This window comes from Psychrobacillus sp., assembly GCF_056205495.1.
Map to the genome: position 1 here is coordinate 1 of NZ_JBAEAP010000604.1, position 14,542 is coordinate 14,542.

Genomic DNA, 14,542 nt, shown 5'->3' on the forward strand with positions numbered 1-14,542 from the left:
AAGCAGTTTTTACCATATGTTGGCCTTCATTTTCATCCTTTGGCATCATGATCACCATATTAGGCATATGTCGAAGGAAAGAAATGTCAAATACACCTTGATGTGTTTCTCCATCTGCACCTACGAGGCCAGAACGGTCAATACCAATTACTACATTTAACTTTTGACGGCAAATGTCGTGTAAAACTTGATCATATGCTCGTTGAAGGAATGTAGAATAGATAACTAATAACGGTTTCATCCCTTCAGCTGCCATTCCAGCTGCCATTGTAGTGGCGTGCTGCTCTGCTATCCCCACATCGAACATTCGATCCGGGAATTCTGAAGCAAACCCTTCCAATTTAGAACCAACCGGCATAGCAGGAGTAATCGCGACAATACGATTATCTTCACGAGCTAATTTTCTTGCAGTTTCGGCTACAAGTGCACTCCAAGAAGGTGCTTTAGAAGCAGATTTCACAAAGTCACCTGTCTCCATTTTATAAGGACCTGTACCATGCCAAGTACCTATTTTATCTTGTTCAGCCGGTTTGAAGCCTTTTCCTTTTTTCGTAATTACATGAATAAGGACTGGGCCCTTCATTTTTTTAGCGTTTTTTAAATTTTCTTCTAGGTCTTCAAAGCTATGACCATCAATTGGTCCAAGGTACGTGAAGCCTAGTTCTTCAAAAAATGCTCCAGAAACTAATAGATACTTTAACGAATCTTTTAAGCGTTCTGCAGTACCTGCCAGTTTACCGCCAACTGCTGGAATTTTTTTCAGCAAGGATTCAATTTCATCCTTAGCCTTGTTATACGTTCCATGAGTACGTAATTTACCCAGTACATTATGCAATGCTCCTACGTTTGGAGCAATCGACATCTCATTATCGTTTAGAATGACAATCATGTCTGTTTTTTCATGACCGATATGATTCAATGCTTCAAGAGCCATACCACCTGTGAGAGCCCCATCACCAATAATAGGTATCACAAAGTTTTTCTTCTTTTGAATATCACGAGCTTTTGCCATTCCCATTGCGGCAGAAAGTGAAGTAGAGCTATGCCCTGCCTCCCATACATCATGCTCGCTTTCGATCATTTTAGGAAATCCACATAGTCCTTTAAATTGGCGTAGCGTATCGAATTGATCTGCACGGCCAGTTAAGATTTTGTGAACGTATGCCTGGTGTCCAACATCCCAAAGAAATTTATCGTCTGGGCTATTAAACGCTTTATGCAGTGCCACAGTTAATTCTACTACACCTAGATTAGGTCCAATATGTCCACCTGTAACTGATAACTTTTCTATTAAAAACGATCGAATATCTTCACTTAAGTCCTTTAATTGTTCATTGTCTAAACGTTTTAAAAAGGATGGACTAGAAATTGAAGTTAAATCCATTGCCATCACTCACCTTCTTTTAGATTTCCTTTAATAAAGCTAGGTATAATCATATCAATATTTGCTTATAAAACAAAATTATACGCTATTTATTTTGATCTTTTTGTTATGTAGTCGGCTAATTCTACTAAAAGTCCCTTGTTTAGTGTTACAGGATGTAACGCTTCAATGGCCAAGTTATATTGCTTCTGTAATTGTTCCTTAGCACCAGCCAAAGTTAAAATAGAAGGATACGTATTTTTTTCACTTAAAATATCTTTTCCAGCAGTTTTACCTAATTGCTCAGAAGTACCCTCAACGTCTAGAATATCATCTTGGATTTGAAAAGCCAGTCCAATATGAATCGAATATTGATGGAGTGCTTTCATAATATCTTCGTTTGCATTGGCAATTATTCCGCCAGCTAAAATACTATAAGATAATAATGCTCCAGTTTTGTTCAGATGTACCTCTTCCAACTCTTCTAACGAAAGTATCTTACCTTCTCCAAGCATATCTAAAACTTGTCCGCCTACCATACCCTCCGCTCCTGATGCCATACTTAATTGATCAATCAAGCGAACTTTTTGGCTCGGCTCCAAGTCTTTGAGTCTAGCTATAATGCCGAATGCTAGTGTTACTAAGGCATCCCCTGCAAGAATTGCTAAAGCTTCACCAAAAACCTTATGGTTAGTAGGCTTACCTCTGCGTAAATCATCATTGTCCATGCTAGGTAAGTCATCATGTATTAAAGAATAGGTATGAATCATCTCTATAGTACTGGCAACTTTTATAGCTTCTACATTTTCCACTCCAAGTTCTTGCAACACAGCAAGAGTGTATAACGGTCTAATTCTCTTACCGCCTGCTTTAAGAGAGTAAAGCATAGCTTCTTTTAATTCATGTGGAGCTTTAATGTCATTTATAATTGACTCAAGCTGGAGTTCAATATGTGGAAGGTTGGTTTCAATAAATGTTTGTAAGTTACTCATCATTTTGCCCTACCTCTTCTTTATTTTCCCCCATAAAGGAAACTAATTGTTTTTCAGCGCTTTGTAATTTATCACTGCAAAGTTTAGATAGCTCCATCCCTTTTTGGTAGAGCTCGATTGCATTTTCAAGCGGGACATCCCCTTGTTCTAGCTGACGAACAATTTGTTCTAATTGAAGCATTGCTTCATCAAATGGAATCTCTTTTTTTGCCATGCTATTTTACCCCCTCTTTACTCACTGCTTGTTGAACTATAGCATCTATTTGACCATCAGGTAATGTGACAACGATTGTATCACCTTTTTGAACTTCATCTATCGACTTGATCAATTGGCCGTTCTTATAAGTAATACTATAGCCACGGTCCATAATTTTTAGAGGATTTAGAGCCTCCAAGGTTCTTAACGACCCAGTAAATTGTTGACGATTTTTTTCAAAAGCCGCAATCATTGCTTGGTTCAGTTGATTTGTACTAATTACCAAATGTTTAGATTGTAATGTGATCAATCTTTGCGGTGAAAGCTGTTTGAAGCGATTGTCTAACTGAGAAAAATTGCGCACTTTGTCACCAAATAATCGATTAACCTCTCGATGCAGTTGCTGTTCCGTTCGAATATATCTCTCTATAAAGGGACGATATAATTTTTCCGGAGTTGCCATGACTGGTGAGGTTATTGCTCTTTGGTATCTGTTTTTTTCATCTGTCAGTCTTTTAGTAATAAAGTGGAGACTTGCAGATTGGTAAGAGAGAATGTTCTTCATAAGATTTTCTTTGCTTGGGACAGCCATTTCTGCAGCAGCTGTCGGTGTTGGTGCCCTTAAATCAGATACAAAGTCTGCTATAGTTGTATCTGTTTCATGTCCTACTGCACTAATGATAGGAACACTGCTTTCTGCTATTGCTCGAGCAACAATCTCCTCGTTAAATGCCCATAAGTCCTCTATCGATCCTCCACCTCTACCAACGATTAAAACATCAATACTTCCTAGGGTATTAGCTTGTTTAATGGATTTTACAATAGAAGGGGCTGCTTGAGGGCCTTGGACGATACTAGGGAAAACAATAACCTCACTAATTGGGTAACGTCTTTCGAGCGTAGTCAAAATATCTCGAATCGCTGCACCTGTCTTAGATGTGACTACTCCGATTTTTTTAGGAAATGCAGGCAGTTGTTTCTTCCTATTTGGATGAAAAAGTCCTTCTTGATCTAGCTTCTTCTTTAGCTGTTCAAAGGCTAAAAAAAGCTCGCCAATACCATCTGGCTGTATAGAAGAGGCATATAACTGATATTGTCCTGCTGCCTCAAATACATTAATGTCCCCTCGAACTAGCACATTCATACCACTCTCAGGTCTAAATTTAAGGCTACGAGCGTTCATAGCAAACATAACTGAGGTAAGACGAGCAGATTCGTCTTTTAAAGTGAAATAAATGTGACCACTAGAGTGAACCTTTACATTTGAAAGTTCTCCTTTTACGTAAACATCTCGTAAATGAGTATCCGCATCAAATTTTCTTTTTATGTATTTAGTTAAGGCTTTTACAGTTAAATATGTTTGAGACATCCAATCAACTCCCAAGACTGTTGACAAGGTAAAAGCTGTTCTCTTGTAGAACAGCTTTTAGCTTATTTATCTAGTGTATTCTCTGCTGCAAGGCATGTATTTTCCATTAACATTGCAATAGTCATTGGACCTACACCACCAGGAACAGGGGTGATTTTAGAAGCAATTTCTTTAGCAGAAGCAAAGTCTACGTCGCCACATAGTTTATTGTCTTCATCACGGTGAATCCCAACATCTATTACAACCGCACCTTCTTTTAAGTGACTAGCATTGATCATTTTCGGCTGACCAGTTGCTACTACTAAAATATCTGCTTGTTTTGTAAAGCTATGTAAGTCTTTTGTTTTTGAGTGGCAGTAGGTTACTGTAGCGTTCTTTTGTAAAAGGAGCTGACCCATTGGTTTTCCAACGATATTACTTCTCCCTATAACTACAGCGTGCTTCCCTTCTAATGCTATATCGCTATATTCTAAAAGTTTCATTACACCAAAGGGCGTACAGGATAAGAAAGTAGGCTGCCCAATGAGCATATTACCAACATTTACTGGATGAAAACCATCTACATCTTTTAATGGAGATATAGCTGCAATTACTCTATCCTCATTTATTTGTTTTGGTAGAGGTAATTGAACTAGAATACCGTGTATCTTATCATCGTCGTTTAGCTTGTTAACGTGACTTAATAGTTCTTCTTCAGATATGTCTTCTTCAAGTTCTATCATAACAGAATACATACCTAGTCTTTCGCACGTTCGTGTTTTACTATTCACATAGGTTTGAGAAGCTGGATCACTCCCAACTAATACAACCGCTAATCCTGGTGTAATACCTTTTGATTTTAGATTTTCCACACGTTCTTTCACTTTTTCAGTTACTTTTCCAGCTATTTCTTTCCCATTAATAAGATTATCTGCCACTATAAACGCCCCTTAATGTCGAAATTTATTGATCTGTATATTTAGATAAAACTCCATTCACAAATCGGCTAGATTTTTCATCGCCATATATTTTACATATTTCCAATGCTTCATTTATAACTACTTTTGCTGGTGCTTCGTTTGCATATAGTAGTTCATAAACTGCGATTCGAAGAACTGTTCTTTCTATTTTAGGTAATCTGGAAAGCGACCAGTTTTCTAACTTGTCTGTTAAAGAGGTATCAATTTCATCTTTATGCTCAATTGTCCCTTTTACTAAATCAGTTAAAAAAGGGTCATTTTCTTCTGTAACATGCCCTATCGCTTCTTGTATTGTAATTTCATGATTGTCTAGCTGAAATAGTGCTTGTAATGCTAGCTCTCTTGCTTGTCTACGTTTCATTATTTGTTCTCCTTTAAATGTAGCTATCTTACCCATAATATCATATTTTTTTGCAGAGTGCTTATTAGAAAGTAGAAAATAAGAAAAAGAGCCCCAATTGGAGCTCTTTTCTCATGATTCCACAGTTTCAAATTGTACGCCTGTAATATGGACGTTTACTTCGGTTGGAACTAAGCTAGTCATATTTTCAATAGCCTGACGAATTTGAGACTGCACTTCTCTTGCTACATTAGGAACGGATATACCGTATTTCACAAGGCAATATACATCAATATATAGACCGTCATTTGTGATTTCAGTCTTAATGCCCTTACCATGCACTTTTTTTCCTAATCGCTCTACAACGCCTGCTGCAAAGTTACCGCGTGTACCCGCAATACCTTCTACTTCAGTTGTAGCAATTCCAGCAATTACCGTTATAACCTCTGGAGCAATTTCAATTGTCCCTAGGTTTTCTTTCCCATCAGGAGTCATTTGAACAAATTTTTGTTCGGTTGTTTCTGTCATATGGATCACTCCTTTTATGAATTCATCACATCGTATCTCTCTAAAAACTTAGTATCGAAATCTCCAGAGACAAATACCTCATGATTCATGAGCTTTTCATGGAAGCCAATAGTGGTATCGACACCTTCAATGGCGAATTCACTAAGTGCACGTTTCATCTTAGCAATCGCCTCTTCTCTTGTCTCACCAAAAGTAATAAGTTTAGCCACCATAGAATCATAAAATGGAGGAATTGTATAACCAGGATATACTGCTGAATCTACTCGAACTCCAAGTCCGCCTGGTGGTAAATAGAATTCAACAAGTCCCGGAGAAGGCATGAAGTTTTTATCTGGGTTTTCCGCATTAATACGACATTCTATTGCCCATCCATTAAGTTTAATATCTTTTTGCTCAAATGGCAATTTTTCTCCGGCTGCAACTTTTAACATTTGTTTAATTAAGTCAATACCAGTAATCATCTCTGTCACTGGATGCTCAACTTGAATACGAGTATTCATCTCCATAAAGTAGAACTTTTGGTTAATATGATCAAAAATAAATTCTACTGTTCCAGCACTTTCATAACCAACAGCTAATGCTGCCTTTACTGCCGCTTCGCCCATTTCAGCACGCATAGCTTCTGATAAAGCTGGTGATGGAGCTTCTTCCACTAGCTTTTGCATACGTCTTTGGATTGAGCAATCTCTTTCACCCAAATGTACTGCATTACCATGAGAGTCAGCTAATACTTGAATTTCTACATGACGAAATACTTCAATATATTTTTCGAGATAAACGCCAGGATTACCAAATGCTGCAGCAGCTTCTTTTTGGGTAACTTTTATCCCTTTGATTAAATCAGCTTCGTCTTTTGCTACACGGATACCTTTACCACCACCGCCAGCAGTTGCTTTAATGATAACCGGAAATCCTATTTCATTTGCTACCTTAAGTGCATCCTCTTCCGTTTTAACGATACCCTTAGAGCCAGGAACTGTAGGAACTCCAGCCTTTTGCATAGTTTCCTTTGCTACATCCTTTATACCCATGCTTTTGATCGCCTGTGATGTAGGACCGATAAACTTAATATCACATTCCTCACATAGCTCAGCGAATTCTGCATTTTCCGCTAGAAAACCATAACCAGGATGTATTCCTTCACAGCCCGTTAACTTGGCAACGCTGATAATATTTGAAAAGTTTAAATAGGAATCTTTCGATAATCTAGGCCCTATACAATAAGCTTCATCTGCCAGTTGCACATGTAAAGCCTCTCGATCCGCTTCAGAATATACAGCAACAGTTTCAATATCTAGCTCCTTGCATGCTCTAATAATACGTACAGCTATTTCACCACGATTGGCAATTAACACTTTTTTCATGATGCTTACCCCTTTCCTTATTTAATTCATATTTTTAAGCTTTAACTAAGAATAGAGGTTGACCGTATTCCACTAATTGGCCGTCTTTAACTAGAATTTCAACGATTTCTCCATCTACTTCTGCTTCAATTTCATTGAATAGTTTCATCGCTTCTACTATACAAACAATTGAATCTGCAGTAACCTTGCTGCCGACCTCAACGTATGCAGGAGAATCTGGTGATGAAGATTGATAGAATGTCCCAACCATTGGAGAAGTAATTTTATGTAAAGAGCTATTTTCCTCTTCAACTGGAGCTTGTTTTGTTACAGGGCTTTCTACAGCCGCTGCTTTTGGAGATTCCTGTACAGCTGGTGTCTGAACTTCTTGTACTTTAGGAAGTTCCCCAACTGAAGAGCTTTCTATCGTTTGAACAGAAGATTTATGAGAGTTTTTATCCCCTCTTTTAATTTTAATTTTTGTCCCCTCTGTTTCGTATGAAAATTCATCTAGTGTAGATTGATCGATCAGTTTAATAATTTCTCTGATTTCTTGGATTTTCAATTATCCCATCTCCTTTTAGTTGCATTTTAATACTTCCTAATTCATTTTAGTCGTTTTTAAGGTAATTGAAAATAGAAACGTGCAAATGTTCTTAACTTTTAGGGAATAAAAATCTTAGATCATCCATTAATTGTATTTTATACAGTAGCTTTAAGATAGTAAATTGTACCATTATTTTACTGTTTTATTTTAAATAAGCATCGTTAAAGTTATTGGTTGATTTAGACTAACAATTTTTTATAGTGACTGTAAACATAAACAAAAGAACTTTCAAATGGCTATTAAGAACATAAATAGTTGGGAATTGGTTACAGTTTTTCGGCTTTGTTTATGCGAATAAATTTATAAGTACTTATTAATGCATTAAAGCCGTTCCCATTTATTGATTTGAGCGCCAGACGGCGACTCCTGCGGGATGAGGGAGACAGATAAGACATCACAACCACGCGCGCAAGCGATGGGTGATGGCTTATCGCTCACCCCGCGGAAAGCGTCCGGTTGGTGCGGAAATCAATTCTACTCTCTGATTTGAGATTTCTTTGCATCATAAATCAACACTCCCCTTTAACATAGCATTTAAATATAATACTTTCATAAAGACTCATGGATCTTCCTTAAAAGAAAACTTTAAAAAAAATACTATTCAAATACAACAACTCCACGTTATTTATAAATGAAAACAAAAGAAAAAGTGCCCTTTAAAGGCACTTTTGTTATAGTCCGTCAAATTTCACTTCAACATTGTATGCTTGAGGGTATTCTCGCTTAACTGCGTATATAATAGCGTCAGCCTTTTTGGAAGATTGTTCATTTGAAACTACATCGATCAGCACTTTGTTTTGGTCAATACGAACAAGTGCATCGTCATATCCTAATGATTTTATAATTAGCTCCAACATCGCTTCTGTAGAGTTTATCTTTACTAATTGTTCAATTTCGTTGTATGCTTCATTTTTTTCTTCTGGAGAGAAATCATTTGAAGCGACCTTAGATTCTAATTGCTCATGTAACTGTGAACGTTTTTCCTGCACTTCCATACGTAATTCTTCATATTGATTACTGTGAGAAACAAACGATTCTTCATTTGTTGAGGATGTTTCTACCAATTTCACATCATCAACTGAGTCATTAGAAAATAGGGCTATTCCATCAAAAGGGGATGGCTTTTCTGTTGCATAAAACACCGTCACTACTGCCACTAAGCTTAGTAAAGTTAAAAACCATACGGATCTTTTTTTAATGTTCATATCATTTATCCTCCAATTCCATTTCTTCTATTACTATTCGATGTGGAGATATTTGCAATACAGATGAAAGGGTTTTAATAAGATTATTTTTTATACGTTTATCGCTCGCTCCTTCCGCAACTACCAGTATTCCAATCAGTTCTTCTTTTTCCATCTTGCTGTCACTTGTCCATTGGAAAAATGATAAATCACTTTCCGTTTTATTTTCAGCTCGTTCTGCGTAATGAAAGTAAATAGATACTTTTCCAACCCCATGGATTTTTTCCAATATAGCGGAAAGCTCATCTTTTGTGTGAACCTCTGGTGGGCTAGTGTTTTTATTTACATCATCCGTCAGTCCGAAAATCTCTGAAAATAAGAGACTAATAACCAAAACCGCTAAACTTATTACTACAAAACGAAAAGTGGGTTTTTTTTTTATTGAGATAGTGTTCACCCTTCTTTTCATATTGGATAACATACTTTATGCAGGACAATCTATTTATATGAAGAAAAAGGAGATAATCCATGAGATTATAGAAAGTTTTATAAGAAAGCCCGTCTTCTCCTTGTCCAAATGCTCAATTAGAATAGATAATATCTCTCCGATTATGACAATCATTAAAATCCCATATAGTAATGTAGAGAAGTTAAACATTATCCCTTCACACCTATCAATAATTTGGCGAAAAGCATGATTAATATCACTGTAAAGAAAAAGGCAAAGGCTATTAATACGGAAATGATAGAAAGTACAAATAGCGTTTTTCCAATATCGTCTAATAGACCACTAATTTGTCCATCTACAAAAGGCTCAAGAATAGCACTTAGAAATCGATAGAGAAAAGCAATCAGGATCGTTTGAATAGTTGGAATAGAAATTAGAACTAGAATTGATATCAAAACAGAATTCCCAGTGACAGCAGCAGCAGTAGATGAGTAGCTTTTCATCGTACTAATACTCTCTGTAAGCAAGGAACCGACAAAGGGAATATTATTGGAGATTAACCTCTTTACTGTTTCGTTTACAGCACCACTTACTGACCAGGTTACTACACCGTTTACGGTTATAAACAGACTATATAACACGAGAATAATAGAGGTAGCCCCAACTAAAGTCATACGTATTAGGTCGGACATTCGAGAAAAAGATATAGAAGGTTGAATCCTAGTCATAAGATCGAATATAAAGGCTGACAATAAGGCTGGAATCATAATCTTGTCTGCCACAATACTAGTAAAAGAGGCGAAGAGCATGACAACGGGATTCCATAAAGTTATAAGAAAAGCGCCACCCGAAAGTGCTATTCCAGCAGTTAATACTGGATAGACCCCTATAAACACATTTACGAGCTCACCTGTTACTACTTGAATCATCTTTACTGAGCGAAAAGCTGGCTCTAAGCAATAAAAACAAATAATAAGAATAAACAATAACTTAAATAATCTCTTGCTACTGGGAATAAGCCATTCTAAACACATAAATACAAAACCGAACAGGAGAATATAAACAAACGTTTGCAGTACTTCTTTCGCGGGTTGCAAGATTGTTGCAATTAATTCTTCCATTACTGCTCATTCCTTCAAGAGAGTAGTCCCATAAATGAAAAAAATTTTTGATAAAATGGTTCCATATGCTGAATCCATACAACGAGTAATATTGCCTTGGTCGTAATTGTAATTAGTGATGCTAAACTAGTATATTCATAGTCTTCGAGCAGCTCTTCTATTATTTGTGAGATAAATAATAGGATTACTGAAAATAATAGCAATTTCACAATAGGTAGAATTGCAACAGGTACGTTTGAAATATACTGGTTTATAAAAGGAATAATGACCGAAGTGGAGAGGTAAGTTAAAAAAAGAAAAATATAAATAGTATAAATTAGGGAATGAAATTTGGGGTAGGTTTCTTTAACTAACTGCAACAAGCAAAATGCAACAATGATAGTAATATAGACAATCATTTGTTAACTCGTCATAACAAGCCATTCTAAAAATGAGGAAATTTCATAAAACAATAGCCTAAGTAAACGCAGTAACTCAATAGTCATGTAAATATACCCCACAAAAAATAAGAAGAATGCAAACTCTTTTTTACCAGTCGATACAAAAAACAAGTGAAGAATTGCTATCAATAAGCCTATCCCCGCAACTCGAAGTACATCGTGAAGTTCCACAATGCCTCCCCCTTCCCTATTACGTACTATATGTTGGACAGGTGGAGAATATGAACATACTGTTTGAAATTTACGAGTACTAGACCGGCTATTTTCACTAAAAATATTGACTGATCTAAATCATTCAACGAGGTGTTTGGTGAGTTTCAACACATTTGTTCTGGTTAATGACTACTCTAGTTATTTAGGATTGCAAAAATTCGATCCCGTGTCATTTTCGATTTTCTTTGTATGCCCATAAAAAAAAGACATCAAGAGGTTTCCCTCTTGATGTCTTTTAAAAAGTCTCTTAAGCTCTTGAAACGTATGAACCTTCATCTGTATTAATAATTAGTTTGTCACCAACATTAATAAATAGAGGTACTGTTACAACTAAACCAGTTTCTAATTTAGCAGTTTTAGATCCACCACCAGAAGTATCTCCTTTGATCCCTGGCTCCGTTTCAATAACTTCAAGCTCTACCGATTTAGGTAATTCTACTCCAAGTGTTTCTCCTTGGTATTGAATTACTTGTAACTCCATGTTTTCACGTAGGAATTTCAACTCATATTCGATTTGGTTTTCATTAAGCTCTAATTGCTCGTATGAATCTGTATCCATGAATACATGTTGATCTCCACTTGCATAAAGATATTGCATTTTTTTGTTATCAATTTGTGCTTTTTCTACTTTTTCACCAGCACGGAATGTCTTTTCGTTTACAGAGCCGTTACGTAAGTTTCTAAGTTTTGAACGAACAAACGCTGCTCCTTTACCAGGCTTTACGTGTTGAAAATCAAGAACACGGTAAAGAACGCCATCTACTAAAATTGTTAAACCTGTTTTAAAATCATTTACTGAAATCATTTATTTCCCTCCAAATTACGATAATATAAGTAGCTCTTTCGTCGAATGTGTTAACTTCTCTAATCCATTCTCCGTAACTAGTGCGTCATCCTCTATACGCACCCCACCGATGTTCGGTAGATAAATTCCCGGTTCAATTGTTATAACCATTCCTGGTTCTAAAACAATGTCTGATCGGAAGGATAAACCAGGTCCTTCATGTACCTCAAGACCAATACCATGACCAAGTGAATGACCAAATGCCTCACCATATCCTTTTGACGCAATATAGTCTCGTGCAATAGCATCCGCTTCTTTACCTGTCATTCCTGGTTGAACCTTTTCAAGAGCTAATAATTGAGCATCTAAAACTACTTGATAAATTTCTTTTAGTTTTTCACTCGGCTCTCCTACTGCAACTGTACGAGTAGTATCAGAAATATAACCATTGTAAAGTGCTCCGAAATCTAATGTTACAAAATCGCCAACTTCAATTACTTTATCTGTTGCTACGCCATGCGGCAATGCAGAACGCGTACCTGAAGCTACTATTGTATCAAAAGAAGAGGAAGTAGCGCCATGTTTACGCATAAAGAATTCTAGTTCATTCGAGACTTGAAGTTCTGTCATGCCGGGTTTTATGTAAGTCACGATATGCTCATATGCCTCATCTGCAATACGACAAGCTGCCTTTATTATACTAATCTCTTCGTCCGTCTTTATCAAGCGAATTTTTTCTACCACACCTGATAAAGGTACTAAATCTGCTGAAACAGCTTGCTTATATAGTTCATATACACCGTATGTTACGTCATCTTTTTCAAAGCCAAGTGATTTAATACCCATTTCGTTTACTTGGTGGGAAATTTCCTCTATCAACGTTTTAGCATGTTGAACTATACGGAAATCCTTTATTTGACTAGCAGCTTGTTCTGTATATCTGAAATCTGTAATAAAAACTGCATCATTCTTAGAAACTATTGCTACACCCGCTGTCCCAGTGAATCCGGTAATATATCGACGGCTGTAATCATTTGTTATCAATAATGCGTCAACGCCTCTTTCTTCTAATGCTAAACGCAGCTTTTCTAATTTCATCAATTTCCCTCTCCCCATATTCAAAATAAACACTATAGTCTATTTTATCATAGTAAAGAAGGGTGGTAAATTTTCATTTTCCGATGGGCTGATCCTTAGAATGAAAAATAGCTGACTCCATTAGAAAACGCATTCCAATAACTACGATACAAATAAATGGTATGGACAGTTTTTTCATCGTTTTAAGCATTGTTCCAGCATCGCTAATCAACCACTCAACAACAAATGCTAGAAGTATCCCAAAAATAAGACTAGATATAGCAACCGGTACTTTGGCAGTTAAAATACTTATATAATAAATCACTATACTAATAACCCAAATAACTAGAAATAAAACCAACCATCGTAAGTATACATTGGTATCCTCAAACATCTCAAAGGATTTTGAAAAACCTACTGGATTCCATTTAACAAAACTGAATAAGTGTAAAAATTTTAGTAACGCAGTAATTCCAATAGCCGCAGCCAAACTGGTTAATACCGATAAGCTTTTCATTTCTGCTCTCCTCCTTTTAGAGACAGTTTGTACCTTTTCTTGTTTTACTAAACAAATAGCTAGAACATTTCTTCAAAAGAGATTAAGTAACTTTAAACTTCATGAAAGCGCGTAGAAAGTTCTATCCAAACAATCATTCTTTGAGATTTGCTATAAGAAATAATGTGTGGGCGGTTAAGAAAGACCCAATATCTGGATAATACACTCAATAAACTGTCATCTTTATACCACCGTTAGGTTTCCAATTATTTAGGCTTTTGGACATAATAAAACCCCTTTAGATAAAATCATCCAAAGGGGTGTAATTTGATTAAAAATGTGCACTTTAATTCAAATCCATATTAAATGCGCTCTATAAAATTTACAGTCCACATTTCAACTGGGCATTACAATTTGTGCAAGTGTTGCATCCGCCCATTTCCTCTACCGTTCCTTTACGGCAGACAGGACAGGTATTACCAACCTCTGAACCGATTGTAACGTTAGTAGAACGTATATCTTGAATCGTATCAATTAATACGATTGGACGTTTTTCCATCACTTTTTCTTCCTTCACCGTATCATCGTTTACAGTGTTTTCTTCCGCCTTAAGGGTAAGAACTTGGGAGTCACGGCTTCCATCTACATATACTGTTCCGCCTTTTGCTCCACCATTATATAGACGTTCGTAAACACCTTCTACTTGTTCTACTGTATATCCTCGAGGAGCATTTACAGTCTTAGAAATAGAGCTATCAATCCAACGTTGAATGATACATTGTACGTCTGCATGTGCTTCTGGTGGCAATTCCATTGCGGTAACAAACCAATTAGGTAATTCATCTTCTTTAGTATCTGGATTTGCATCTAAATACTCTTGTACAATATCTGCTTTTACCTCGATAAATTTACCTAAACGACCACTACGGTAATACGTAAATGAATAATAAGGTTCTAAACCAGTAGAAACTCCAACCATAGTACCCGTGGATCCAGTAGGTGCAACAGTTAATAAGTGAGAATTTCGGATGCCTTTTTCAAGTACTGCTTCACGAATCTCCTGTGGCATTGTTTGCATAAAT

General features: G+C 36.4%; 16 protein-coding genes and 1 pseudogene. All 17 read right to left on the minus strand.

The genetic code is table 11. The annotated features are described in order from the left end of the window. Window positions 1-1,384 (minus strand): 1-deoxy-D-xylulose-5-phosphate synthase (gene dxs, locus AC06OU_RS17160; protein WP_475857403.1); only part of this gene is annotated, 1,384 nt, incomplete at its 3' end. 89 nt (window positions 1,385-1,473) lie between these two features. After that, complete coding sequence (locus tag AC06OU_RS17165; RefSeq protein WP_475857386.1) at window positions 1,474-2,358, minus strand: polyprenyl synthetase family protein; 885 nt, start codon at window positions 2,356-2,358, stop codon at window positions 1,474-1,476. Next, window positions 2,348-2,569 (minus strand): exodeoxyribonuclease VII small subunit, encoded by a 222-nt coding sequence (xseB, locus tag AC06OU_RS17170; protein WP_169358139.1) that lies wholly within the window; start codon window positions 2,567-2,569, stop codon window positions 2,348-2,350. Before xseB ends, AC06OU_RS17165 begins: the two co-directional genes overlap by 11 nt. Window position 2,570: 1 nt before the next feature. Continuing rightward, on the minus strand, window positions 2,571-3,920 hold the full coding sequence (gene xseA / locus AC06OU_RS17175; RefSeq protein ID WP_475857388.1) for an exodeoxyribonuclease VII large subunit: 1,350 nt from the start codon (window positions 3,918-3,920) through the stop codon (window positions 2,571-2,573). A gap of 62 nt (window positions 3,921-3,982) precedes the next feature. Continuing rightward, window positions 3,983-4,837 (minus strand): bifunctional methylenetetrahydrofolate dehydrogenase/methenyltetrahydrofolate cyclohydrolase FolD, encoded by an 855-nt coding sequence (folD, locus tag AC06OU_RS17180; protein WP_475857390.1) that lies wholly within the window; start codon window positions 4,835-4,837, stop codon window positions 3,983-3,985. A gap of 25 nt (window positions 4,838-4,862) precedes the next feature. Continuing rightward, window positions 4,863-5,240 carry a transcription antitermination factor NusB gene (nusB, locus tag AC06OU_RS17185; RefSeq protein WP_169358136.1) on the minus strand — a complete coding sequence of 126 codons (378 nt, stop codon included), beginning with the start codon at window positions 5,238-5,240 and terminating at the stop codon, window positions 4,863-4,865. A gap of 111 nt (window positions 5,241-5,351) precedes the next feature. Further along, window positions 5,352-5,747, minus strand: a complete 396-nt coding sequence (locus AC06OU_RS17190) for an Asp23/Gls24 family envelope stress response protein (protein ID WP_169358135.1) — start codon at window positions 5,745-5,747, stop codon at window positions 5,352-5,354. Window positions 5,748-5,761: 14 nt separating this feature from the next. Next, window positions 5,762-7,114 carry an acetyl-CoA carboxylase biotin carboxylase subunit gene (gene accC, locus AC06OU_RS17195; RefSeq protein ID WP_475857405.1) on the minus strand — a complete coding sequence of 451 codons (1,353 nt, stop codon included), beginning with the start codon at window positions 7,112-7,114 and terminating at the stop codon, window positions 5,762-5,764. A 31-nt stretch (window positions 7,115-7,145) separates the two neighbouring features. Further along, window positions 7,146-7,655, minus strand: coding sequence for an acetyl-CoA carboxylase biotin carboxyl carrier protein (accB, locus tag AC06OU_RS17200; protein WP_475857393.1), 510 nt, complete (start codon window positions 7,653-7,655; stop codon window positions 7,146-7,148). Between the two features lie 713 nt (window positions 7,656-8,368). Further along, window positions 8,369-8,902 (minus strand): SpoIIIAH-like family protein, encoded by a 534-nt coding sequence (locus AC06OU_RS17205; RefSeq protein ID WP_475857395.1) that lies wholly within the window; start codon window positions 8,900-8,902, stop codon window positions 8,369-8,371. A gap of 1 nt (window position 8,903) precedes the next feature. Then, window positions 8,904-9,338, minus strand: coding sequence for a hypothetical protein (locus AC06OU_RS17210; protein WP_475857396.1), 435 nt, complete (start codon window positions 9,336-9,338; stop codon window positions 8,904-8,906). Window positions 9,339-9,538: 200 nt separating this feature from the next. Next, window positions 9,539-10,450: a stage III sporulation protein AE gene (locus tag AC06OU_RS17215; protein WP_169358131.1), complete on the minus strand. Its 912-nt coding sequence runs from the start codon at window positions 10,448-10,450 to the stop codon at window positions 9,539-9,541. A gap of 401 nt (window positions 10,451-10,851) precedes the next feature. Then, on the minus strand, window positions 10,852-11,061 hold the full coding sequence (locus AC06OU_RS17220; protein ID WP_475857398.1) for a SpoIIIAC/SpoIIIAD family protein: 210 nt from the start codon (window positions 11,059-11,061) through the stop codon (window positions 10,852-10,854). 289 nt (window positions 11,062-11,350) lie between these two features. Continuing rightward, window positions 11,351-11,908, minus strand: a complete 558-nt coding sequence (gene efp / locus AC06OU_RS17225; protein WP_169358130.1) for an elongation factor P — start codon at window positions 11,906-11,908, stop codon at window positions 11,351-11,353. A gap of 15 nt (window positions 11,909-11,923) precedes the next feature. After that, complete coding sequence (locus tag AC06OU_RS17230) at window positions 11,924-12,988, minus strand: M24 family metallopeptidase (protein ID WP_475857400.1); 1,065 nt, start codon at window positions 12,986-12,988, stop codon at window positions 11,924-11,926. Between the two features lie 70 nt (window positions 12,989-13,058). Continuing rightward, on the minus strand, window positions 13,059-13,481 hold the full coding sequence (locus AC06OU_RS17235) for a DNA helicase (RefSeq protein WP_475857401.1): 423 nt from the start codon (window positions 13,479-13,481) through the stop codon (window positions 13,059-13,061). A 361-nt stretch (window positions 13,482-13,842) separates the two neighbouring features. Further along, window positions 13,843-14,542: pseudogene (locus AC06OU_RS17240) on the minus strand (vitamin B12-dependent ribonucleotide reductase); the annotation flags it as partial.